The sequence below is a fragment of the Candidatus Neoehrlichia procyonis str. RAC413 genome, from assembly GCF_000964795.1.
In the GTDB taxonomy this organism is placed as follows: Bacteria; Pseudomonadota; Alphaproteobacteria; order Rickettsiales; family Anaplasmataceae; genus Neoehrlichia; species Neoehrlichia procyonis.
The window spans coordinates 100,419-126,095 of the sequence record NZ_LANX01000001.1 but is presented as its reverse complement, the minus strand read 5'-3'; the positions used below and the strand labels follow the sequence as shown (position 1 = coordinate 126,095).

General features: G+C 27.6%; 17 protein-coding genes. 6 read left to right on the top strand and 11 right to left on the bottom strand.

Annotated features, from left to right (window positions below; all coding sequences use genetic code 11):
* Positions 1–12: 12 nt before the first annotated feature.
* The 3 genes from topA to NLO413_RS00415 form a co-directional block, all read right to left on the bottom strand.
* Entirely contained in the window at positions 13–2,457 is a 2,445-nt protein-coding gene (topA, locus tag NLO413_RS00425; protein ID WP_045808600.1) for a type I DNA topoisomerase, read from the bottom strand.
* 761 nt (positions 2,458–3,218) lie between these two features.
* Positions 3,219–4,589, bottom strand: a complete 1,371-nt coding sequence (locus NLO413_RS00420; RefSeq protein ID WP_045808599.1) for a bifunctional ADP-dependent NAD(P)H-hydrate dehydratase/NAD(P)H-hydrate epimerase — start codon at positions 4,587–4,589, stop codon at positions 3,219–3,221.
* Positions 4,590–4,664: 75 nt separating this feature from the next.
* Entirely contained in the window at positions 4,665–4,982 is a 318-nt protein-coding gene (locus NLO413_RS00415; RefSeq protein ID WP_320408737.1) for a hypothetical protein, read from the bottom strand.
* A gap of 282 nt (positions 4,983–5,264) precedes the next feature.
* On the opposite strand from NLO413_RS00415, the gene NLO413_RS00410 reads away from it, so the two are divergent.
* The 3 genes from NLO413_RS00410 to cutA all read left to right on the top strand — a co-directional run bounded on the left by NLO413_RS00410 (position 5,265) and on the right by cutA (position 9,617).
* Complete coding sequence (locus tag NLO413_RS00410) at positions 5,265–5,918, top strand: O-methyltransferase (RefSeq protein WP_045808598.1); 654 nt, start codon at positions 5,265–5,267, stop codon at positions 5,916–5,918.
* An 832-nt stretch (positions 5,919–6,750) separates the two neighbouring features.
* On the top strand, positions 6,751–9,213 hold the full coding sequence (locus NLO413_RS00405) for a hybrid sensor histidine kinase/response regulator (RefSeq protein ID WP_045808597.1): 2,463 nt from the start codon (positions 6,751–6,753) through the stop codon (positions 9,211–9,213).
* Between the two features lie 59 nt (positions 9,214–9,272).
* Positions 9,273–9,617 (top strand): divalent-cation tolerance protein CutA, encoded by a 345-nt coding sequence (gene cutA, locus NLO413_RS00400; RefSeq protein WP_045808596.1) that lies wholly within the window; start codon positions 9,273–9,275, stop codon positions 9,615–9,617.
* Between the two features lie 152 nt (positions 9,618–9,769).
* Here the strand turns inward: cutA and NLO413_RS00395 are convergent, their stop codons facing one another.
* Positions 9,770–10,618: a 4-(cytidine 5'-diphospho)-2-C-methyl-D-erythritol kinase gene (locus NLO413_RS00395; RefSeq protein ID WP_045808595.1), complete on the bottom strand. Its 849-nt coding sequence runs from the start codon at positions 10,616–10,618 to the stop codon at positions 9,770–9,772.
* A 169-nt stretch (positions 10,619–10,787) separates the two neighbouring features.
* Here NLO413_RS00395 and dusB point away from each other — a divergent pair, with 169 nt between their 5' ends.
* Positions 10,788–11,750: a tRNA dihydrouridine synthase DusB gene (gene dusB, locus NLO413_RS00390; protein ID WP_045808594.1), complete on the top strand. Its 963-nt coding sequence runs from the start codon at positions 10,788–10,790 to the stop codon at positions 11,748–11,750.
* A gap of 360 nt (positions 11,751–12,110) precedes the next feature.
* Positions 12,111–13,976, top strand: coding sequence for an RNA polymerase sigma factor RpoD (gene rpoD, locus NLO413_RS00385; protein WP_045808593.1), 1,866 nt, complete (start codon positions 12,111–12,113; stop codon positions 13,974–13,976).
* 705 nt (positions 13,977–14,681) lie between these two features.
* Here rpoD and dnaG read toward each other — a convergent pair.
* Entirely contained in the window at positions 14,682–16,436 is a 1,755-nt protein-coding gene (gene dnaG, locus NLO413_RS00380) for a DNA primase (protein ID WP_045808592.1), read from the bottom strand.
* A 279-nt stretch (positions 16,437–16,715) separates the two neighbouring features.
* Entirely contained in the window at positions 16,716–17,696 is a 981-nt protein-coding gene (locus tag NLO413_RS00375; RefSeq protein WP_232295888.1) for a class I SAM-dependent methyltransferase, read from the bottom strand.
* A gap of 300 nt (positions 17,697–17,996) precedes the next feature.
* Here NLO413_RS00375 and NLO413_RS00370 point away from each other — a divergent pair, with 300 nt between their 5' ends.
* On the top strand, positions 17,997–18,266 hold the full coding sequence (locus tag NLO413_RS00370; protein WP_045808590.1) for a DUF2610 domain-containing protein: 270 nt from the start codon (positions 17,997–17,999) through the stop codon (positions 18,264–18,266).
* Positions 18,267–18,660: 394 nt separating this feature from the next.
* On the opposite strand, the gene NLO413_RS00365 is transcribed toward NLO413_RS00370, so the two are convergent.
* From NLO413_RS00365 to NLO413_RS00345, 5 genes are all read right to left on the bottom strand, one after another.
* Complete coding sequence (locus tag NLO413_RS00365) at positions 18,661–19,236, bottom strand: TlpA family protein disulfide reductase (protein ID WP_045808589.1); 576 nt, start codon at positions 19,234–19,236, stop codon at positions 18,661–18,663.
* Between the two features lie 255 nt (positions 19,237–19,491).
* A complete protein-coding gene (locus NLO413_RS00360; RefSeq protein ID WP_045808588.1) occupies positions 19,492–20,466 on the bottom strand; it encodes a ribonucleotide-diphosphate reductase subunit beta in 975 nt (324 codons plus the stop codon).
* 1,445 nt (positions 20,467–21,911) lie between these two features.
* Positions 21,912–22,388 carry a hypothetical protein gene (locus NLO413_RS00355; protein ID WP_045808587.1) on the bottom strand — a complete coding sequence of 159 codons (477 nt, stop codon included), beginning with the start codon at positions 22,386–22,388 and terminating at the stop codon, positions 21,912–21,914.
* Positions 22,389–23,365: 977 nt separating this feature from the next.
* Complete coding sequence (gene cysS, locus NLO413_RS00350; RefSeq protein ID WP_045809325.1) at positions 23,366–24,748, bottom strand: cysteine--tRNA ligase; 1,383 nt, start codon at positions 24,746–24,748, stop codon at positions 23,366–23,368.
* Positions 24,748–25,383, bottom strand: a complete 636-nt coding sequence (locus NLO413_RS00345; protein WP_045808586.1) for an exopolysaccharide biosynthesis protein — start codon at positions 25,381–25,383, stop codon at positions 24,748–24,750. The genes cysS and NLO413_RS00345 overlap by 1 nt, the downstream gene beginning before the upstream one ends.
* Positions 25,384–25,677 lie beyond the last annotated feature (294 nt).

The window sequence follows — 25,677 nt, the reverse complement described above, 5'->3', positions numbered from 1 at the left end:
CCTGTATCTTCATTATAATTTTTGACTAATTAATTTTATAGCATCTGATAAAGCTATATTCTCAGCACCTTTTTTAAGCGCCACATTTATTTTATCACATTTTAAATAAAATCCATATCTACCTTTACATACATATATTTCATGACCTGTTTTTTTATATATTCCTATAAACCTTGCCTTTTTACCTGAATCTGCATCAATTATAGCAATAGCCTCTTCAAGAGTAATATTAAAAAGATCTTCCTTGTTTTTGATTGAAAAATATTTATTTTGATATAGAACATACGCACCAAATTTTCCAATTCCTACCTTTATCTCCTGTTGCGTTTCTGGATAAAATCCTAAGTTGATAGGCAATGATATAATTTTTTTCGCTATATCAAAACTTATTTCTTGTATATTTTTTGGTACAGCAACACGTTTACTATCTTTCTTATTACCTAATTGCAAATACATCCCATAAGGACCTTTCTTAAGATATATTTCATCACCTGTTACATCATCAATACCCAACATTTTAGGTGTTGCCTCTATTTCATCATTACACTGATCTCCTATCCCTTTAGTATATTTACATTCTGGATACCGAGAACAACCTAAAAACACACCATTTCTATTAAGATTTAGTTTTAATTCTCCGCTAGCACATGTAGGACATTGTTTATTAATAATACCATTTTCATCATAAGTAAAAATATAATTTTCTATACCTTTTGTTATAGATTTTAGTATTTCACTAAATTCTATATTTTTTACTAGATTAACATTCTCTATAAATGCACCCCAAAATTGCTTTAATACTTCCTTCCAATTCATTCTTCCATTAGAAATTAAATCTAATTCTTCTTCAAGATTAGCAGTAAAATCATATCTTACGTAACGACTAAAAAAATTCACCAAAAAAACATTAACAATTCTTCCACGTTCACTGGGAACAAATTTCTTACGCTTTAAAGAAGCATATCCTCGATCTTGTAATACAGAAATAATTGACGCATAAGTTGAAGGCCTACCAATACCTATCTCTTCCATTTTTTTTACCAAACTTGCTTCAGTATATCTAGGGGGAGGTTGAGTAAAATGCTGAACAGGAATAACAGTTAACAATTTACAATCATCACCTACTTCTAAAAGTGGTAAAACCTTCTTTGTATCTTCATTATCACTATACTGATACGCTCTATAATATCCATCAAAATATAAAGTTGAACCTACTGTATGAAGAATTACCATCTCATCTTTTGATTGTACATCAACTACAACTTGATTAACAACAGCAGATTCCATTTGACTAGCAATAGCTCGTCTCCAAATAAGCTCATATAGCTTAAATTGCTCATTTGTTAAATATTTTTCTATATCACTTGGAAGAATAGCAATATTTGTAGGTCTTATTGCCTCATGAGCTTCTTGAGCATTTTTAACCTTTTTAATATATTGACGTACAGATTTTGATAAATATTTCTCCCCAAAATATGACACTATCATATCTCTAATACTATTCACTGCCTCATCTGCAATATAGAACCCATCTGTACGCATATAAGTAATTAATCCTACTATTTCACCTCCTATATCTATCCCCTCGTATAATTTCTGAGCTATCATCATAGTACTCTTCGCAGAAAATCCAAGCTTTGTTGATGCTTCCTGTTGTAAGCTTGATGTAATAAATGGAGGATAAGGATTACGTTTAACTTGTTTCTTTTCAACATTTGATACATAATAATCTTTTTCTTTTACAATATTAGATAATTCCTGTGCTTTTTCAGAATTTGGAATATCAAATTTTTCAAATTTATGACTATCATAATATTTTAAAAACATAGAAAATTCTTCTCCATGCTTATTTTGAAGATCTACATCAATATTCCAATACTCTTGTGTAACAAATTTTTCTATTTCATCTTCCTTATCACAAACAAGCCTTAATGCTACTGATTGTACACGTCCAGCAGACTTACTTCCCGGTAACTTACGCCATAATATAGGAGACAATGTGAATCCTACCAAATAATCTAATGCCCTACGAGCTTGTTGTGCATATACAAGGTCCATATTTATATCTCTAGCACTATCCATGGCAGAAGTTACCGCTTTCTTAGTTACTTCATTAAAAATCATTCTACTAACAGATACATTATCATTAATAGCATTTTTCTCTTTTAATACTTCTATAATATGCCAAGCTATTGCTTCTCCTTCACGATCTGGATCTGTTGCAAGATATATTTCTTGTGTCTCATTACTCACAACCTGTACAATTTTATTAACATATTTTTCTGATTTCTTGATAATTTCATAAACCATAGCAAAATCCTTGTTAGGGTTTACAGAGCCATTTTTTGCAGGAAAATCCCTTATATGTCCAAATGAAGCTATTACTTTAACTTTATTTCCTAAATATTTACTAATAGTTTTCGCCTTAGAAGGAGATTCTACAATAATAACACTCATTTTATACCTAATTGCAACCCTAACTAAAATAGAGTTAATATTATAAAATAACAGTTTTGAAAAGAATTTTTACCAAAAATTACATTTAGTATATACAATAAAATTTTACATAAGATACATAAAATATACCCTAAATACTAACCCATCACTAATGAACATCAATTTACTAAACATTAAAGATTATAAATTACACATTAAATATTACTCAATTGTTTAAACACTATAACAATATAGCTACCTATATTTAATGCTATAACATTTCTTGTTAGATATAGCAGTCATACAGTAACACTGTAACTCATAAATTATTACTAGCAATACTAAATTAAAATATATTTTACAGCTAAATCAAACTTAATAAAAAAAACGGCACACAATACTATTAAACATACTTAATAAGTTAAATATACTTGTACATAGAAATACTAGATGCTTTAGCTATAAGCTTATTTGTAAAAAACAACCTTTGAAGCAAAAAAAAATTACACTTAACCATAAAAAACTTTTTATCCATACAACAAAAATATACCTAAAAATTTTATAAAAAATTAACTTTTTTTTAAATACAACATACTTTTCTAGCTTTTTTAATTCAACCGATAACAATCATAAAATATAACTCATTTTATAATCAAAAATAATAATTAATAAAATATATAAACACTTTCTAGAAAATTAATTTTTCATAAACAATATATATTTTATACTTTACAAACATAACAGGCTCACTTCTTATATTGCTATCAATTAGCAATATAGAATTAATAAAAAGCACTCAAAACAACAGGAATTTGCATTACAATATCATCTGCAATAAGCCCATAAGTATATTTTTTGCCACATTCACTATGTACCCATACCCCACAGCAAGCAGCAAAAAAAGGATCCATTCCACAAGAAACAAAACCTGTTATTATTCCTGATAATACATCACCACTACCCATTGTCGCCAAAGTACTATAAGAACTATTATTAATTGATACTCTTCCATCAGGCGAAGCAATTATCGTATCATGACCTTTAAGCACAATTACTGCTTTTGATATTAAAGATGCCTTTTTCGCTCTTTCCAATGCACTACCAGTTAAATATGGAAATATACGCTTAAATTCTCCTTCATGAGGTGTCATAATTACATTATTTTTAATATATGAAAAAAGTATTTCATGGCTACCATAAAAAACCGATATTGAATCTGCATCTATAATACAATTTTTTTTACTTAATGCTTTTATAGTACGCTCTTTCACACACTCACTTATCCCACAACCTGGGCCTATTAACACTGCTGTTATTCTATGATCATCTATTACATCATCATACAGTTTATACATTATTGCCGTTAGAGAACTAGCATATATTGACATTGCATTTTTATCACATGCAATTGTTACAACACCTGCTCCTGCTCTTAACGCAGATGTAGCTGCAAGCTTACTAGCTCCTACAGATTTATTACCTACAGAACATACTACAGCATAACCTCTACTATACTTATTAGATTGATAATTAAACTTTGGAAGATGCTCTCTCCATAATAACGGACTATTATGATATACTGTTGATTCATTATATTTTAACCCAATATCCGCAATATAAACTTCCCCTGAACAGTACCTACCCGGAGATATAACATGTCCCAATTTAAGATACGAAAAAGTAACTGTTAAGTGAGAAACCAGTGCAATGCCCATAATCTCTCCAGTATCGCTATTTATACCACTTGGTATGTCAATAGACACTACTGTCTTATTACTGTTATTAATATAATTAATCGCATTTAATAAGCTTCCATAAATTGGACGAGTTAACCCTGTACCAAAAATTGCATCCACAATTAATAGTGAATCATCTTGCTTTAAGTTTTCCTCAGATATTACATCACAACCGTCCACAGTGCTGCTATAGTGCATAACCTTTACATGCCACCCTTCTGATTGAAGCAAATTAGCTACAACATATCCATCTTTCCCATTATTTCCCGGACCACATAGTACTAATACTTTCTGCTTTAAAAAGCGACTTATAATTTCCTTAGCTACCGCTGCCCCAGCTCTTTTAATTAATGTATCAACACATATCCCAGAACAACTTTCTGCCATAATACATTGCTGAGCATTTAACACTAACATCTAAGTATTAAACCTCTTATTCGTAAATAGATTATGCCTTTAATATATTATTAATAACCGTAGCGCAATATAATCTCACACAAACTCTGGCTCCTTTTGATAATTTACATGGGAATTATCAATTTTTTCTGCAACAGAACTTTCTTGTAATACTTGGGATTTACGCCTTCTTTTTGACTCATTACCAAACTTAATGCGCTCAAAGTCCCTTTTCTTTTTATGCCATCCGTACGGATACATCGTGATTTTGTTTTCTATAAGAGCTATAGTGCCATCATAATACACTACCATATCCATACCTTTTTTTTGTGCTTCAAGAAATTTTTCCTTATATTTATCACGATATGCAGGATCACTTAAAACAGAATTACCATAATTATTCGATTTCATCATTTCACCATCTACTTGCTTCCGTATTATCTCATGCGTATAGAAACTCATTATATTTACCTCTTCTCAACTCTAAAAAACCCCTTTATAATGTCAGTTATAACATAAAATTAAGATCGATAAACAATATAAATATTATTATGTCACACTTTTACTTATCTTATGTGATAATTTTACCATTTTTATTGATTCACATCAAATATAAAAACTAATTTTTTTACAACTTGACAAAAAATATATATAATATATCCAAAGAACATCTTCTTAATAGATGATTACTTATACATGAGAGAGAAAGTTTTAGATAAAAAATCACAATACATAAACAGTTTTTTTGCTATAACTGATCAGGATATTGTTAACGTACACTCTTCTGTTTTAGATCAGCGTCAATCAATGCAACTCAGCCTTGTAGAAGGACAAATGTTGCAATTATTAATACAAATGAATAATATAAAATCCATAGTTGAAATAGGAACTTTCATAGGATATTCTGCCATATGCATGGCTACAGCTTTACCAAAAGACGGTCACATATATACAATAGAGAAAAAATTACAATACGTTCATCAAGCAAAAACAAACATACAAAAATGTCGCTTATCAAATAAAATCACAATTATTCATGGAGATGCACAAAAACAGCTAGCTACTTTAACACAACTTGCACCTTTTGACATGATATTTATTGATGCGAATAAATCACAATACCATTATTACTTGGACTGGGCAGAAGTATATATTAAAAAAAATGGGCTCATTATTGCTGATAATGCATTTCTGTTCAATAGCATGTTTGATAATACAATACAGTATAACATTTCTAAAAATTCTTATAAATCTATGGCAAATTTTACTCAAAGAATAGCAAATAAAAGCAAATTTTTATCAACTTTAATACCTACACAAGAAGGCATGATTATAGCTTTAAAATTATAAAATAATAGTCATTACCTTAACAAATATAGAAAATCTTCTTTTTGAAGAATGTAGAACAGAAAGAAATATTTCCAGAAGTCCAAGTAAAATAAAATATGCTACACGTCAAGTATTACATTGAATATGGAAAATTTTAATGCTTTATGCATTATAATACAAATAATTTCATAAATATTGCATAAAATGCTAAACATGTTAGCTTAGGTACTTATATAAGTTTATTACATAAAAATAATGTTGATAAAATACTAAAAAAGCACTTCAGAGTAATAATGTTCCTAATCCTAAAATTAGATCATTTTATAAAATCTTGCGCCTAATGTGCTATACTATGGTATGATGCTTAAAATCAACTACGTTTTCATAATAACATGTAATAAACATCACCATATAAGGCAAGTTATCACACATAAATTAGCAGGATATAAACAACCAATATTTCACTTACTTAAAAATAAATGCAATGTTGACAATTTGCTAAAACCAAAATCTGAAGTTAACATATTGATATTAACCATAAAATTACCAATAATAAATCATAAAAAATTGTATTATTAATGCACTTACAAAACATAAATTGGCAAGCAAAATAACTTATCATTTCTACTGGTGTTCTCATTAGATGAAGATGTTAAACTTAACACAGTATATTTTACTAATAAAAGCTAAGTTAAACTTACAAATAATAATAATTTATCAACTTAATATCATCAAAACTGTCACTAGCTAAAAAATTATTAATCATATTACCTTTATTATATAGTTTTATGTTTATAACATATATTATATATAAAATACGCTTATACTGATTATTTAAAAAAAAACTATGAAAGTGAACAAAAGATATATTGATAATATACAGAATAAAGTAGATTTTGTAACACGAGATTATGGTATATCCATTACAAAAATAATAATACTTTTAGTTTTTCCTTTATTAGTTCTTTCGAGCTTACATTTGCTTGATATAGATAACAAATTCCTTAATATATTCATTAATTTTACTGTTAGCGGCATAGCAATAGTAATAATTTTCAAAAAGCTATCATGCTACCTAAATGTTATTGCATCTATTGAATACCAAAATATGATTTTTGCCAATGCTTTAAATCATAATACAGAATTTTGCTTAATAATAAAAGATGATGGAACAATAATATATTCTGATGCTAGATTCAATACAAGATTCAAAAATTACTCACACAAAGACAAACTCAATATATTCAGTATATTAAAATTAGGTAATATAAGTGATCAAGAGATTAAAAATTTTCAAAATGCCCTTACAAGTAAATCATCTTTACAAACATATTTTTCCATTAATAAGCAAAACAATATCCTCAATTTTTCACTTATACTTGATCCAATAACAAATAATCCACAAATCAATACTAGTAGTACTTTTAGTTTATCCCTTAATCCATTATCAAGAACACAAGAGTACTTCGTAGTAAAAGCTATCAAAATTACTAAAGAGCAAGTATATGAAAGACTGATTCAAAGACATTGTATAGGGTCATATGTACTAAATTCAAGTGGTATTATATTATCTACAAATGAAGCTTTTCTACAAATGTTCGAATTAGATTATTTAAAGAAAGGCACATTATTTAATGATTTACTAGCTAAAAATCATTTAGAGAACAATAACAATACTAATAAAGTATTTTTATCAACTTCTACTGGAATTATATTTAAAGCACATATTACACAATCGGTATTCTATGATAAAAATAATCACAGTTACATTTACGGTCTTATAACTCCACAAAAATATGATTTTATAAGTTATCAGCTACACCCATGTTTTGCTGATGCACCAATAGCTATAGTTCAATGTGATGTAAATGGTAAAATTATAAAATACAATAAATTTTTTCAAGTATTAACACATAATGAAAATCAAGATTATATATTTTCTTACATTGAAGATTCTTATAACAAAAAAATAAAAAAATATTTAGAAAACACTGCTATTAACAATATGTCAATAGAAGCACAATTATGTAATAAAGCATATGTCAAAATATACTTCAATAAATTCATACATAACAATGATATTTTTATTATATGCTACATTACTGATAGTGCAGAAAGAAAAAATCTAGAAATACAACTTGAACAATCTCAAAAGATGCAAGCTGTTGGACAACTAGCTGGAGGTATTGCTCATGATTTTAATAATATTTTAACAGCAATTATAGGATTTTGTGATCTACTTTTAATAAAACATCCCTCAACAGATCAATCATTTACAGATATTATGCAAATCAAGCAAAATGCTAACAGAGCAGCAAATCTAATTAAACAGTTATTAGCTTTTTCACGCAAACAAACACTACAGCCTAAAATTCTAGACGTAAATAATATCATTGCAGACCTTTCACATATGATTAAAAGACTTATTAATGAAAATATTAATCTGCAAATACAATATGATAATAATATAGGATTTGTAAAAGCAGACTTATGTCAACTAGAGCAAGTAATCATAAATTTAGCAGTGAATGCAAGGGCTGCTATGGAATCAGGAGGTACTTTAACAATTCAAACTTTGAACTTAAAAATAGACTCCTCAATAATGTTTAAAGATATGTTTTCACCAGATAAGGATCATGCTGAACATGGGGAATATGTTGCTATAAAAATCACTGATACCGGATGCGGTATTAATAAACAAATAATGAAAAAAATATTTGACCCCTTTTTTTCTACTAGGGACCCAGCACATAGTACCGGTCTAGGATTATCAACAGTTTATGGCATTATTAAACAAACAGGTGGTTATATATACGTAACCAGTAAAATTAATGCAGGAACACAATTTCTCATCTTATTACCTAAAATACATGTAACAAATTACAACTTTACCCAAGAACACATTCAATTATATAGCAATGATACTTTTAAAGTGAATCCAAAAATACAATTTCCTGTCAACATATTACTCATTGAAGATGAGGATCCAGTTAGAACACTAACATCAAAAGCATTAATAAAAAAAGGATTTAATGTCATAGATATAAACTCTGGAAAAAAGGCTTTGGATATTATAAAAAATAACACAATTAACGTAGTAATTAGCGATGTAGTTATGCCAGAAATCAGTGGCCCAGAAATCATACTAGATATACTTAAAATACAACAAAATATTAAAGTGATTTTTATGTCTGGGTACGCTGAAGAAGTATTTAATAAACATAAAAACATTGATTTTAGTAAAGTTAAATTTTTATCAAAACCTTTCACTATTAAACAATTAGTAGACACAGTACAAGAAGTTCTTACGTTATAAATTTTGTATCAATAAAAGTATATGATATATTTCTCTATCAAAATAAATGTCATTTTTTTATGAAAGATAATCTTGTTTTAATTTATACAACAATATCAAATAATGAAGATGCTTACCACATAGTTAATATTCTATTACAGGAAAAACTGGTTATATGTGCAAATATATTTCATAGCATAACATCTATGTATTATTGGGAAAATACAATACAAAATAACAAAGAATGTGTAATAATTATGAAAACTTCAAAATATTTATACAAAAAAGCATTACAAAAAATTAAAAATATTCACCCATATAAAATACCATTAATAACTACCATTCACCCGGATAAAACCAATAACGAATTCTTGCACTGGATGAATAGTTACTTTACTCAACAACATTACAGTAATAAAAAATAGAGTAATTATCAAATCATTGAATACATTATAATTTTAGTTACAAAAAACGTATTGATAGTATAAGCTACTAATAATTTATGCTTATTAATACAATAATATTATAATTATCAGTACCTATATCAATATTATATATATAAAATATCTCTAAGTACTTACATTATTATTTCAGTATTATATATCCACCATTCTGGATATTTTAACTGAAGATTTTTTTCAGCACATTTAGCTTTGTGTACATCTTCAAACAACCCAAAACATGTTGATCCACTACCTGTCATTCTAGATACTAAACAGCCGCTATTTTTTTCTAAAGCTAATAACATTTCAGTAATATCAGGAACAAATTGTAAAGCAGTACTTGTTAAATCATTACGCGATGTATATATTAAATCCATCCAACCTTTTTGATCTGTAGGTAAATTATTAGCCATAGATTCAGAAAAATTTAATTGCTGATAAGCATGATAAACTTTTTTACTACTTAAAGCTTTTCCCTTAGGAGTAACAAGAATAATATATTTAGGCAAACATAAATCCGGTAATGGTAATACATTCTCTCCTATACCTGTTACAAAAGATGTTTTTGATTCCAAACATGCGCATACATCAGTACCTATATTTAATGCTATATCTTTAAGAGTACTTATATCAATATTCCATAATTTTCCCAACAACCTAATAATAGCAGCTGCATCAGCTGATCCTCCGGCCAATCCTGCAGAAATCAATATATTTTTAAGAATGTTTACATGTACATTAACATTACAAGAAGCCTTTACTAAGTAATCTATAGCTTTTTGAACAGTGTTATTGTATCTACTAACCCTAGCAAATTTTGAGAAGTATACTCCTTTTTTATGTGTACCTAATTCTATTTCTAATAAATCATAAATTTTTACAAAAACAAATAGAGACTCTAATAAATGGTAATCATCTTGCTTTCCAATAATATGCAAAAATAAATTAATTTTTGCAGGAGCTTTTATTAAAAATTTTGACATAAATACCTAATTCAATATACCATTTAGCCTGCTATTCTTGTAACCTTACTGCATATCATATAAGGCATAACCGGTCAACTATAAAATAGTAATTTATTCTTTTTGTTAATACAAAAAACTTTGTTATAGTTTTTACTAAACATAAACTATTATCAGTATAACAAGTAAAATGAATCTTAGTCAATTTATCTATGACTATCCTGTAATACTAGCACCAATGTCTGGTGTCACAGATATGCCATTTCGCTCAATAGTTCAAGATCTTGGTGCTGGCTTAGTGGTATCAGAAATGATAGCAAGTCGCGCTATGATTATACAAACACGTCAAAGTTTACAAAAAGCACAAATAACTAGAAATACATCTGTACAGCTAGCAGGGTGCGTCCCAGAAATTATGGCTGAAGCTGCTAAGTTAAATGAAGATATGGGAGCAAAAATAATTGACATAAATTTTGGATGTCCTGTAAAAAAAGTTGTTAATAATTATGCAGGAGCAGCATTAATGAAAAATGAAGTGACTGCAGCAAAAATTCTAGAAAGTGTTGTTAAAGCTGTAAGAATCCCTGTAACATTAAAAATGCGATTAGGTTGGGACTCATCTAATTTAAATGCACCAAAAATTGCAAAAATAGCAGAAGAAGTTGGTATTCAAATGATTACTATTCATGGAAGAACAAGAGCACAAATGTTTAACGGAAAAGCTGACTGGCAATTTATCAGTAATATAAAAAAAGAAACTAATATACCAATAATTGTAAATGGAGATATCAATACTTTTGAGGATATAAATGAATCTTTAATACAATCAAAAGCTGATGGTATAATGATAGGAAGAAGTGTATATGGAAAACCATGGGTTATAAATCAAGCATTACATTTTCTTAAGACAAAAGAAAAACTTCCCGACCCTTCTGCTTCTTCAAAACTTAACATTATCATGAATCATTATGATCGCACGCTAAAATACTACGATACAGAAATTGGAATAAAACTATTTAGAAAACATTTAGGATGGTATAGCAACTCCTACAAAAATTCTGCAAGTTTTAGGGCACAAATTAATATAATAAATGACCATGTACTAATAAAAAATAAACTATTAGAATTTTTTTCAAGTGAAAACACAATTTAAATGTTTACATATTAGTTTAGATATAACAACACAAATAAATTTTTCTATGCATTGGTTACCATGTTACTTTCTATTCTATTTTTATTATCAATAAATACAATTTAGATAGAATTGCTTTTTATCAATAAATTAATTTAACGTAAATTTATGAACAAGCTTTTTTCTTGTAAAAATAAATAAATTAGATTTTTTACTATATTAAAACATAATAAAAAAAATCATTTAGCACTTTTTTACATAAACAACATATTAATTTATACTAAATGATAAGTTTTTTATATAAAGGTAATAGACATATTATAAATACTATGATATGATTTGTGCTTTATTTTCTCCATATATTTATATTAGTTTTTCCTTATGAAAGATTTGCAAACAGACAAAGAATTTATTAAAAACCTCATTAGTAAGGGTATTAAAAAAGGCGGTTTTGTTACTTTTAATGATATTAATGATTCATTCTCCGATGGTATATTATCATCAACCGATATTATAGATGAAACTATCTCTTTGCTCCAAGATTCTGGTATCAGTGTACTTGAACAAAGTGATGAGGATGAAGCAAATAGCATTGCTGAAGAAAGCAGAGCTAAAGATGATGAAGATGATCTTGGTACAAAATCTTGGGATTTTGGACAAACTGATGATCCTATACGTATGTATTTATGTGAAATGAGCTCAGTAGAGTTATTATCACGTGAAGGAGAAATTGAAATTGCTAAAAAAATAAAATCAGAAAAAGTAAACATGCTAAGATCTTTAATTGAAGCACCATTAGTTTTACGAACATTTATGTCATGGAGAGATGATTTAGTAAATGAACAAATTATGCTCCGTGAATTAATAGATTTGGATGCTAATTACAAATGTGAATTTCCTGAAGGTGAATTTTCCGAAACTGATGACACAGATTACCATCATAAAAATAATAGTAATGATATTGATAGTGGTGAAGATATTACTGACGACCATGATGATGAGGATGATGAATCAACGTTTGTTAATGCATCGATTATTGAAATGGAAAATGCTTTATTGCCTAAAGTTATCAATATCTTAGATTCAATAATTACATCAGCTGAACAAATTTTAAAATTGAAAAAAAATAGAAATGCACGTAACGAAGAATGTAATGATGAATTATATAACAAAATACATGATGATATTTGGGAAATGGTTTCGCAAATAAAATTAAGTGATTCAGCTGTTTTATCTATTACTCAACAAATTTATAACCTCAATAAATCAATATCCATGGAAGAAGCAAATATTATTTCACTAGCTGAAGCTTATGGAATAAATCGTAAAGAGTTCTTAAATGCGTACAACAGCAATACTGTTTTTGAAAAAAGTAATACATCACCCCAATGGAAAAAACTTCTAGAAAATGAAGAAAAAACTCTAGTCAATATATATAATAAAATTAAGTTATTATCAGGTGAAAATAGTCTAAGTGAGTTTAAGGAATTAGTAGCAAAAATCCAAAAACATGAAAGAGCATCAAATCATGCAAAACAAGAAATGATAAAAGCTAATCTAAGATTAGTTGTTTCAATTGCAAAAAAATACTCTAATCGTGGATTACAATTTCTTGACTTAGTTCAAGAAGGAAATATAGGATTAATGAAAGCTGTTGACAAGTTTGATTATAAGCGTGGTTATAAATTTTCAACTTATGCTACATGGTGGGTAAGGCAAGCTATTACTAGAGCTATTGCTGATCAAGCAAGAACTATAAGAATTCCTGTACACATGATTGAAACTGTAAATAAAATTAACCGTACATTAAGACAGATGCTTCATGAAATGGGGCGCGAACCTACATTAGAAGAATTATCAGCAAAGTTAAATATTAATGTCGACAAAATTCGTAAAGTGATGAAGATAGTTAAGGATCCAGTTAGTCTAGAAAGTCCCATTGGAGATGATGATAGTAGTACATTTGGTGATTGTATAGAAGATAAAAAAGCAGTAAAACCTGAAAATGCAGCTGTATTAGCAGATTTGCGAGAAATTACTACAAAGGTTTTATCAACACTGACACCAAAAGAAGAAAGGATTTTACGTATGCGGTTTGGTATAGGTAAAGGAGGAAAAGATCATACATTGGAAGAAGTAGGAAAGTTATTTAATGTAACAAGAGAACGTATACGTCAAATTGAAGCAAAAGCTTTAAGAAAATTACGTCATCCAAGTCGCGCTAGAAAACTTAGAGGATTCTTTTAAGAATACAAATTGTCTTATAGTATAGCAATGACTATCTAATATCCTATTATTACATAGCCTTTATAAAGGTAACATTATATAGTAAAAGTTACTGATTTTATCTATAGTTTTAATTTATTGAATTTACACTTTATTAAACTAATTGAATAAATGTATTAAACTTAATTTTTATTTATACACATTTCTGCATAACATAAATAAGAATTATAATCTAAAATAACAAAAAACATGGCAAATTATAATGTCAAATAAAGTTAAGCTTTAAAAAAAATACTATACATAATTATAAAGTATAGAATATTTTAAATTAACGAACACTTACCTTAAATAATAAACAGTAACATTTATAAAGTACTACTATACATAAAAAATTATAATAATTGATATTATAACACAAATCCATTCTCATCACAGGAGACAACATAATTTGTAACTTTATTAAAATAAATATATTAAATACAATAAACGCTATAACTACCACCACCACTAATATGTGGTAATAATTTTGTATTTAATATTTCCACTATAAATCCTTAATTTTATAAATGAAAAAATTACCAACAGTATTTTTTCTCGTAAAAACTACTTTTTATTATTAGTTTAATTTACTACAAACTTAAATACTATACAATTAATTCTTGTAGCATAACCTTTTCCCCCATACATGTCATCCTCATTTAATAGAGTTTTCTTCTTTATAATAGTTTAATATTGCCATAGCTCCCTCAATTTACTGTCTATAATTTGTGCTTGATCAGAAAGTCTTTCCGCAACCTCATCTTTTCCATCTAATCTTAATCTTAATATTTCCGACTGAATATCTTGTAATTGTTTTAAAAGTATTATTTTTTCCCATTCTTGTTTTGCCAAATGTATATTATAGCTAGTAAAAATGCATCCAGAACTTTCAATAGTATTTAATATAAGTGTTAAAACTGCATCCAATTTATCATTCTTTAATTCCATAATTAATATACTTTTAGATAACCGCTCAAGATATACACTATGTATATTAACAATATGTTGTTGCAGCATATAATAATCTTTATTATCAACTTTAAACCTAGCAAACTGTTCAAAAATAACAGGATCATTTAATAATTCTGGATATTCCACTATAATGTATATAGCTTTTATCTGATTAAACTCTTCAACACATGATTGAAAAGTAGTATTCCTAAATTTATGCACAATAAAACCACCAATAGCAGATGCATTGTTTCTTAATTCAAACTTTGAGTAGCTATTTTGTAAATTTTTAATTTGCTGATAAAAAAAACTTTTATAATACCTTGCAATATGTGCATCATTTATATTTTTAATATAAGAATTGATTTTACCTTCAATAATAGCACACTGCTCAGGCTTTATATGATTATCAATATTCAAGCAAGATAACTCATAATCCCAAATAAAATCCGAAGGTAGTTTTGCATTATCAATTAAAAATCTTACATCATCAATACAACCATCCATACAAATATCACATGGATCTTTACTTGATTGACTAGTAATAAACCTAACATTATATCCAGGTTTCATAAGAGAGAGAGCAAGATGTAATATTTTTAACGATGATAAAAATCCCGCGTTATCTCCATCCATCCATATAATAATTTCTGAAGTAATAGCCCACATATTATCAAAATGTTCTTTGGTCATTGATGTACCTAATAACCCAACTACATTTTCTATTCCTAATTGGTGTAATGCTAAAACATCAATATATCCTTCTACGACTATAATTTGATTCTGTTTACGAGCACAAGCAGCTGCAAAATGCATCCCATAAAGACTACTTCTTTTTTTAAAAAATGGATTTTCTGCAGAATTTAAATACTTAGGGTTATATTTACTATTAATCACCCTACCTCCAAAAGCAACAATTTTTCCAGAATAATTAAATATAGGAAATATTATTCTATCGTAAAAATATTCCCGCCCTCCTCTATTTAATAAACCCATCTTTTGCATACTTTTAATCTTTACATTACGGGATAGTAAATGGGCTTTTAATCCGTCACTTGGAGCATATCCTATTTTAAATTTTTGTATTATATCACGAGAGATCTTACGTTCTTTCAAATATTCACATGCTAATTTGTTACAGTGTAATTGGTTAACAAACCACTCACTAACCATATGCATTATTGTATAAAAACTATCACTACTACCGCTACTCTTCGATATATCAATATTATAAATCTGCGCTAAGTATTCAAGTGATTGTTTAAAATCTATCTTTTTAATATCACAAACAAATTGTATAACATCACCACATGCACCACAACCAAAACAATAATACAACCCTTTACTATCATTTACCGTAAATGATGGTGTTTTCTCATTATGAAATGGGCATAACCCAATAAAATTATTGCCCCTTTTTAATAATTTTACTTTTCTAGCAACAATATCTGATAATTTAGCTCTATTTTTTATTAATTCTGCATATTCCATTATATATAATAAAGATTTTTATTTATGGAATAATTATATACTTAAGATATTGCTTTTCAGTATTTAATTTTATAAAAAGTTATTTCCAGCACTTAACCTAACAATTAATACCCTTATTTTGCCAATTACTTAGAAGATTACTATATATTTTAATCACACTATATACACTTCAACACATAATTAGTAACCTAATTCTATATAGGTCTTAAGTACTTTAATCCTACAAAAAATATATTTATTACCAACTCTACTTTTCACCAATAAGACAATCAATTATATTTAAATGTTTAATGTATTATCAGTTTCTTCAATGACGTAATTCATCATTAATATTTTAAAAAGCGTTCCCATATTTTCTGTAAGTCGTAAAAACGCACTTTTCAAACCTTGCCGTTGTTTTCTTGTAGCATTACTCATTAGGATCTCTAACCTTTTTTTAATCCCAAAATAATACAAAAACTTTCTTTGACTAATGACTAAAGATTTTATTCTTTGCAAATTATTTTGTAAAAAAGCAAAATCTACATAAGCTGAGATATCGCATTCACCTATATTTTCTAAAAAGGAATGATATTGATGATATTTTACAGATTGTATAGTACTTACGTATGGAGGAGGATATACATATCCATAGTCAATAATTATTCCTGTTCCGCCACATCGTACAATTCTATCTTCCATTAACTTTAATAAAGCCCTTGCGTCATCACATATTTCAACAACTGATCCTTCCATCATAGAAGTAATGTTTAATACAAAATCTGTATCTTTTTTTACAATTTGTAATATGTCATTTTTTAGTTGAACATAATTTTCTTTCCACATTCCTGAACTATATACAAATTGCTTAATTGGTAATGCATCAAATACTTCATTTGCTATAAATATTACAGGCAACTCGGGAATTGTGGTAATATCTTGATGCCAAAATACTTGATAATCCTTTAAAGTATTTTTTTGCACTTGACACAATATGGGACTTATTTCAACCAAATGAATACTTAATGATTTAAAACATCTATCAAACTGTTTCAATATCCTAATAACATCACTCATTAAAGTTCCCCTTCCTGGACCAAGCTCTACTAAAGCAAATTTTGATGGTGATCCAATTTGTTCCCAAGAATATAATACCCAAACTGCTATTATTTCCCCAAATAACTGACTTATTTCTGAAGCAGTTATAAAATCTCCGGTTAATCCAAAAGGTATTTTATTCATATAATAACCATATTCACAATCATATAATGCGCTTCTCATAAACTCATCGATTGAAACATAATTTGTATTCTTAAATATTTTGTGTACTAAATTAGCATGCATAACAGATTAATTTTTTATTTATAATTACATGATATAAGTATTTAGTTAGTATTTAGCACTATAAACATTAAGGCTGTCATAATATGGTTTATACTGTGTACTTTAATCACTATCTTAGTAAAAATATAATATACTTAAAATACTAGTTATTTATATAAAAAACTGATAAAAAAGTAGCAATATGGTAAACTTTTTACTAGTATATTTATTAAAAAATTTCAATAAGGTAATAATAAGATGCCTGGAGTAAAAAAGTTTATGGTTCCATGTGATTTCGGAGGACAAGTTTCACCATTTACTATATATATAGGAGAACCAAAAACAGAATCTCACCCTATACACCACCAAAGCACTTGGTTATCAAAAGAGCGTGGCGGAAATGTTCCAAAAGACATAATCAATAGTTTAGAAAAATTATATGATTTATCCAAAAAAAATGGTATTTGCTTTGCCGATCTTTGCGTATATGCATTAAAAATTGCATCCCATAATAAAAAGAAGGATTAACTATTTATAAATTCCTATCATATAATATATGGTTAAGTACTTTTTAATTATTAGTATATTAAGCAGTACGTACTTAAAAAGAAATATTAGCAACTTGCATTTCAATAACACTGCAATATAGAATGAATGCTATTTATCATATTACAGTATTACAGTTGACAATATAGATAGTTGCAAAATATATTTACACTTATTCTATTTATATAGAACTACATTAATAAAAAATATATTGCATAAATTAACATTTACTAAGTAAATACATACAAAAGATTTGCTTTTCTTAATTACTTACATTCTTAGTGGTAACACAACAACATATTTACAATAAATATATAGCTCCTTAATAATTAAGGCCTATTACAGTACTATTTACAATAATGATAATTACTTAACACTAATTATCCCTTTTAATTAAAAAAATTAAAGCATTCACTATATCAATATTATACCACTTTATATAATTACTAACTTTACTAATAATAAGTCCATTCTTATTAACAATTAAGGTAAATGGTATATTTTTAATATTAAAATGTTCATATAATTGACGATCACGATCAAAATAAATATTAAACTTTATGTCATAAGTTTTATAAAAAGATTTAACATACGATATATCTTCAACATTAATTAAAATTGGAATAAAAGTTATCTCAAATATTTCACGCTGCTGCAAGTATTGATTAATTTTATACAACTCTTCCACTAATATTGATGATTCAGTACTCCAAGGTGCCCAAAATGTTATAACTAACAGTTTTTCATGAAAATCTTTAACAAAAACCTCTTTTCCATCCTCTGTAAAAAATGGTAAATTTACCATTTTTACTCTCTCCATTAACATAGAATTAATAAATACGCTGGGTAATCCTAAACTTTTCAATTCATTATCTAATAATAGGTCCTCACTCGCAATAGAACTATTAGTTAATAATAAGATACATATTATTATAATACTTAATATCTTCATGAATGCACTACTTTACTAAATAATTTCCTAATTAATATAGCTTACTTACTGTAACATAATAAATGCATTTATCAATTCTACTTCAAAAAAAAAACACCTTAATCTTACTAATAACCATTACTGTATATTAACATAAATCTTACTAGCGTATTGTATATTTAAAGTAATCTTTAATACCTTTTTATCTAACTTCACAATAGTATAATAAATAATTAAGTACATTTATAAAACAAATTACCGATAAAAATACAAGTACTAATAATCTTGAAATGCTTCTTCCCATGTACCTTCTGTGGCAGCACGCGTATATTCAGTAACTCTATTCTCAAAAAAGTTTGTATGCTCAACCCCATTTAAAATTTCATCCAACCAAGGAAGAGGATTAACACTTATATCATAAATAGACTCTAAATTTAGCTGCATTAATCTACGATTTGCAATATAACGTATATAGTTTTTTACTTGCTCAGAAGATAGCCCTTCTACATCACCACAAGCAAAAGCTAAGTTAATAAATTCATCCTCTAAAGCAACAATAATCCTACATGCATCATATAGTTCTTGTTTTAAATTATGATCCCATATTTCTCGGTTTTCTTGAATAAAAGTATTAAATAATTTAATAATTGATTCAGTATGTAAAGTCTCATCTCTAGCGGACCAAGCAATAATTTGGCCCATACCTTTCATTTTACCAAATCGCTGAAAATTTAATAAAATTGCAAAAGATGCAAAAAGTTGTAATCCTTCTGTAAATGCACCAAAAACTGCTAAGGTTTTTGCAATATGCCTTTTATCATCTTTTTTACATTCTTCAAATCTTTGCATGTAATCGTATTTCTTTTTCATAACTTCAAATTTTAAAAACGCTTGATATTCAATTTCCGGCATCCCTATTGTATCCAGTAAATAAGAATATGCAGCAATATGAATTGTTTCTATATTTGAGAATGCTGATAACATCATACATATTTCTGTAGGTTTAAAAATATTAGAGTAATGCTTCATATAGCAATTATTTACTTCTATATCAGCTTGCGTAAAAAATCGGAATATCTGCACCAAAAGATTTTTTTCTTTTTCAGAAAGCATAGTTTTCCAATCTTGCACATCATCAGCAAGAGGAACTTCCTCTGGAAGCCAATGTATTCTCTGTTGACATAACCAAGCATCATAAGCCCACGGATAATTAAAAGGTTTATAGATAGGTTTAGCATCCAATAACGACATTTTTCAGATTACCTTTACAAAATACATATACCTCCTAACCATACAAAGAACTAACAAATTGTCAATCAACTATATATTAACTACTAATAATATTACATATAATAAAAAAACTATTGCTTATATTACATAATTAAACTATTTTATAAAAAAATTTATATTTTTCTAGTTTTTATGCATAGCACAAGTAAAAATGATTACTGCAGTACTTTAGTCGTTAATAACGTTAAAATTGATCAGCAAGTAATCAAGTCGCTAATTAGTGAATCTATAGATAATTTAATGTTAAAAAGCTTATCAGACCCTTTTAATATAATACCAGCATCTATAATGACACTAATTTATGCTAATAGTAACTTTACAGACCTTCAAATGACAGCACTAGAATTACTTATAGAGTATCGTAACTGGTGGGCAAGCCTTTTACATTTATCAGGTCATAATATAGCAAATCTTTCGTTTTTTGATCATAGAACACAGTCGTCTACATGGAAAGAGATACACAATATTCACACAATATATCATGATGCAGTATTTACTTATTTAGTAGATAAAGACAATAATATTATAACTTGGAATTGCACATCTTATAAAAATGTAAAGGAACACACCTCTAAAGTTAATAAATATTTAAATTTATATTCTAAGTATACAATGTTACAAATATTACAATTAAATTACCATGATGAAATTAATATGTCTTTAAACTTACCTTTTTTGCAGCGTATATCACATGCAGAATATAAAAAAAATATAAAAATATATAATACAATAAGAAACAACATTATAAAAAAGCTTCATGACAACTTCACTAGTTATGGAAGATATGTAACTATAAGTATTAGATCTCATTATTTAAATAATTTTTTTTCAGACAGCTTTGCTAATCCTGCCATAAAAAAAGAAAAAGATATATACCTTCATGCTAACATAATATTTATTGGTACACAACCTTTCAATGGAAAACGATCTTTCATCATGGATCCTGGATGTGATATATGCTTTGTTGGCGATGTATTGCCAAATTATGATATTTTTTTATACAGCAGTAATATTACTGTAAGAGGGAAAGTGGATGGACGTATATTTAATTTATATGGTAACATTAAAATTCACACCCCTCAAAGTCATGTTTCTAATGTATTTTCTGCTTTTGGCACTGTTTCAGTAAATAATAAAATTATCTTAAATCCACGTGAAATTACACATTTTTCCACAGAAAAAATATCTGATCTCATTTACACTCCAAGTTTTCATCAAATAATTAAAGGAAATGTTAATAATTCTTGTAATAAAAATTCACCATCTATTTATGCTATAAAAATATACGAAAAATATTTCAGTAATTTACCATCACATCCAATAAATAGCCCATCTACAAGTTTACTATCTACTATAGAAGAAATAACTTCTGAAATTCATAAAAAAACCACACCTCTTACAACATCTCAAGCAGTAGCATCATCATCTAACGCATCATCATCTAACGCTCCATCATCTAACGCTCCATCATCTAACGCTCCATCATCTAACGCTCCATCATCTAACGCTCCATCATCTAACGCTCCATCATCCAACGCACCATCATCTAACGCACCATCATCCAACGCACCATCATCTAACGCACCATCATCTAATGCACCATCATCTAACGCACCATCATCTAACGCACCATCATCTAATGCACCATCATCTAACGCACCATCATCTAATGCACCATCATCCAACGCACCGTCATCTAACGCACCATCATCTAACGCACCATCATCTAACGCACCATCATCCAACACACCATCATCTAACGCACCATCATCTAACGCACCATCATCTAACGCACCATCATCTAACGCACCATCATCTAACGCTCCATCATCTAATGCACCATCATCTAACGCACCATCATCTAACACACCATCATCTAACACACCACCTTTAAGTACAGTTTTAGTTAATACTATAACTCATATCAACACATTAAAATATATCAAAAGCACACAAACCCTCCACAAATAAATACACACATATATATAATTAATATATTATACCCTAAAAGTATTTTAGAACTTTTATTTATCTGATTTAACTTTAATATTTTGATATACCAAAATATTGAGAGCAATTTTTTATCTGTAATAACTTTGAAAGGATATCAAAGTTCATTCAAAAAAAACTTAAGACTTCTTTATTTTGTGCTTAATTTCGTATCAATGTTATATTTGAGGATATATAAAAATATTCACATTATTATTTTGCTATTTATTATATACTATTATTATATACTAAACTCTCATTTACTTTTTTTTACGTTGAATTATAATTATATAATGTGTTATATATTGCATGAATAAGCTTATATTACAAGTGTTTGCTATTAAACGACTGAACTTCCTAAGCATAATTTCAATCTAAAAATAAAAATTTGATACCAAAATAAATATTAACAACAATTATCAAAATTTATAATACTAATACCCTTATTATATCCTATAACAATCAACTACCACATTTATCTCAAAAAACACTAACGTATATTTAAACAAGATTGATTACCTAATGTAAAAATTACCCGCACTTTATTATAATACTAATTCATTAGATATGTTATACAAAGTTTAAAATCTAGTAAAATATAGACAAAATTATTAGTATTCAACAATAACAATATATACTTTACAACTAAAGTCACTTACATAATGAACTATATTAAATTAATATTCATGCTTTTCACACAAAATGAATTTGGTCATATATCAATTACTAATCAAAAAATACCAATTATTCTATAAAAGTAATATAGCTTTAACACTTTATATTTTATCATCATACATATATTACGAGTAAAAATGCATTCAAAACTTGAACATATTACATACTGATAGTTAAGCTAACAATCGCTTAATAATTACTTCTTATACCATCTTGTTGATCCATCTTTATTATCAGATAAAACTATACCTTTTTCTGATAAGATTTTTCTAATGTTATCTGCCGTTTCAAAATCTTTTTTTTGCTTTGCTACACTTCTTCTTTGGATTAATGTTTCTATATCATCATCATAAGAAACATTAAACCATCTTTCCCAAGAATTTTGCATAACACCTAAAAAACTAGCGCTCTTTTTTAAAGTTTTTATTAAGAAACATTTATGATATAAGTCTTGTGTTTTGTTAATTTGAGTTACAATATCATGTAATATTGAAAGAGCTTTAGGAGTATTCATATCATCTTTTAAAGATTCAAGAATTTCATCATGTACTTCTACATCATTAACTAATTGTGTATGCTTATCATATGAAACGCAAAACATAGCGTTATATATTCTATTTAATGCTTTACTAGCATTTAAAACAGCTGTTTCACTCCAATCAAGTGGCTTTCTATAATGTGTACTTAGAAATATGTATCTTATTATCTCACCCCTTACACAATTATCAAGCAACCCTCTAACAGTAATAATATTACCCAACGACTTGCTCATTTTTTCACCATTTACTGTTAAAAATCCATTATGAACCCAATACATAGCGTATTTACTATCAGGAAAAACACAGCAACTTTGTGCTATTTCGTTCTCATGATGTGGAAATTGTAAATCAGCCCCTCCACCATGAATATCAAAATTTTCACCTAAATAATCATAACTCATTGCAGAACATTCTATATGCCAACCAGGCCTACCTAATCCCCATGGACTTTCCCAATAACTCATTAAGCGAAAATCTAATTCTGTAGCAGGTTTCCATAACACAAAATCGCCTGGATGACTTTTATCAACATTAATACCTATTCGATTGCCATAAATCATGTCATTTACGTTGCGCTTAGACAATTGTCCATATGGCTTATAGGATTGAATATTAAAATATACAACACCATTTTTCACATATGCATGTTTATTAGCAATCAATTTTTCAATTAACTGAATCATAACTTGCACTTTTTCTGTTGCTTTTGGCTCAAATGTTGGTGGCAAACAATTAAGATAATCCATATCTTCATGAAACAACCTAGTATAATAACTAGTAATATCTTGTATTGTTTTATTGCTATTTCTTGCAGCATTAACAATCTTATCATCAATATCGGTAATATTTCTAACGTAAGTAACCTTAGGATATATAGTATTCAATATTCTAAATAATACATCATATACTACTATAGATCTAGCATTACCTATATGAGCATAATCATATACTGTAGGACCACAAACATAAAGTTTTATGTGATTCTCATCAATAGGAGTAAATTGTACTTTTGCTGACCTTAAGGTATCATATATTTTAATCATGCAAATCTAGATAGAAAAGAAAACATTTCCAACACAATTTTAGGTCCAGCTATAAGAATAACAAAAGTAATAAACAAACCAAAAAATGCTAATAACATTCCTAAAATTACCAAAATACCATCCTTATTTAGCATACCAAGAGACATAAGAGATATCCCTCCAGCCGGAATAAAATTTGTTAATGGAAGAGGTATAGCAATTGAAAGAGCACACAGAAAAGAAACTAGCGCTATAACTTTATCACCAGCATTATTAAAAATAAACATAATTCTGGGTTTAGTAAATTTTTCCATTTTCTTTAAAATAGGAGCAGTTTTTTCAATAACCATAGCCAAAGTTGTACGTTTAAATGATTTTTTTTCTAACCACTTTGGTAACCATGGTGATCTTAATCCCATAAGTAACTGTAATGAAAATAAAATCAATGGTAAAGATAAAATAGTTGTATAACCAGGAATAGTTGGTAAAGGTATTGATAGTGGTAAAGCAAACAATAACATTAACACACCAAAACCTCTTCCATGTAATGCTTCTTTAAGTTCAAATAATGTAATTTTATCTACATTAGCAGAGTTATTAGCACTTACCTCCTCCAATAAATCTGATACAGCTTTTTTATCTTCACGTAACATATTTTTATTTATTTTTTACAACATCAATAATGTATAAAATGCATAACACAATAGGTACATTATGTATAGTAATTTTTAAGATTAAAACAAATCTCTTATATAGCCACAAATGTACACTTATAGTATCCAACTCAAGCTTATAATTAAATATTTCAATTATGAACTTATAGAAACATTTAACATAGCAATTCCTTAAAATAAGAAAGTAACTATTTATCAATATAGTAATTACTAATATTTATTAACACATATGCACATGACAAATATATAGCAACTATCTATAACTTAACTTTA

What these genes read in the sequence shown, in the direction of transcription:
- topA (WP_045808600.1), bottom strand. Translation starts at nt 2,457, where the DNA reads ATGAGTGTTATTATTGTAGAATCTCCTTCTAAGGCGAAAACTATTAGT.
- NLO413_RS00420 (WP_045808599.1), bottom strand. Translation starts at nt 4,589, where the DNA reads ATGTTAGTGTTAAATGCTCAGCAATGTATTATGGCAGAAAGTTGTTCT.
- NLO413_RS00415 (WP_320408737.1), bottom strand. Translation starts at nt 4,982, where the DNA reads ATGATGAAATCGAATAATTATGGTAATTCTGTTTTAAGTGATCCTGCA.
- NLO413_RS00410 (WP_045808598.1), top strand. Translation starts at nt 5,265, where the DNA reads ATGAGAGAGAAAGTTTTAGATAAAAAATCACAATACATAAACAGTTTT.
- cutA (WP_045808596.1), top strand. Translation starts at nt 9,273, where the DNA reads ATGAAAGATAATCTTGTTTTAATTTATACAACAATATCAAATAATGAA.
- NLO413_RS00395 (WP_045808595.1), bottom strand. Translation starts at nt 10,618, where the DNA reads ATGTCAAAATTTTTAATAAAAGCTCCTGCAAAAATTAATTTATTTTTG.
- dusB (WP_045808594.1), top strand. Translation starts at nt 10,788, where the DNA reads ATGAATCTTAGTCAATTTATCTATGACTATCCTGTAATACTAGCACCA.
- rpoD (WP_045808593.1), top strand. Translation starts at nt 12,111, where the DNA reads ATGAAAGATTTGCAAACAGACAAAGAATTTATTAAAAACCTCATTAGT.
- dnaG (WP_045808592.1), bottom strand. Translation starts at nt 16,436, where the DNA reads ATGGAATATGCAGAATTAATAAAAAATAGAGCTAAATTATCAGATATT.
- NLO413_RS00375 (WP_232295888.1), bottom strand. Translation starts at nt 17,696, where the DNA reads ATGAGAAGCGCATTATATGATTGTGAATATGGTTATTATATGAATAAA.
- NLO413_RS00370 (WP_045808590.1), top strand. Translation starts at nt 17,997, where the DNA reads ATGCCTGGAGTAAAAAAGTTTATGGTTCCATGTGATTTCGGAGGACAA.
- NLO413_RS00365 (WP_045808589.1), bottom strand. Translation starts at nt 19,236, where the DNA reads ATGAAGATATTAAGTATTATAATAATATGTATCTTATTATTAACTAAT.
- NLO413_RS00360 (WP_045808588.1), bottom strand. Translation starts at nt 20,466, where the DNA reads ATGTCGTTATTGGATGCTAAACCTATCTATAAACCTTTTAATTATCCG.
- NLO413_RS00345 (WP_045808586.1), bottom strand. Translation starts at nt 25,383, where the DNA reads ATGTTACGTGAAGATAAAAAAGCTGTATCAGATTTATTGGAGGAGGTA.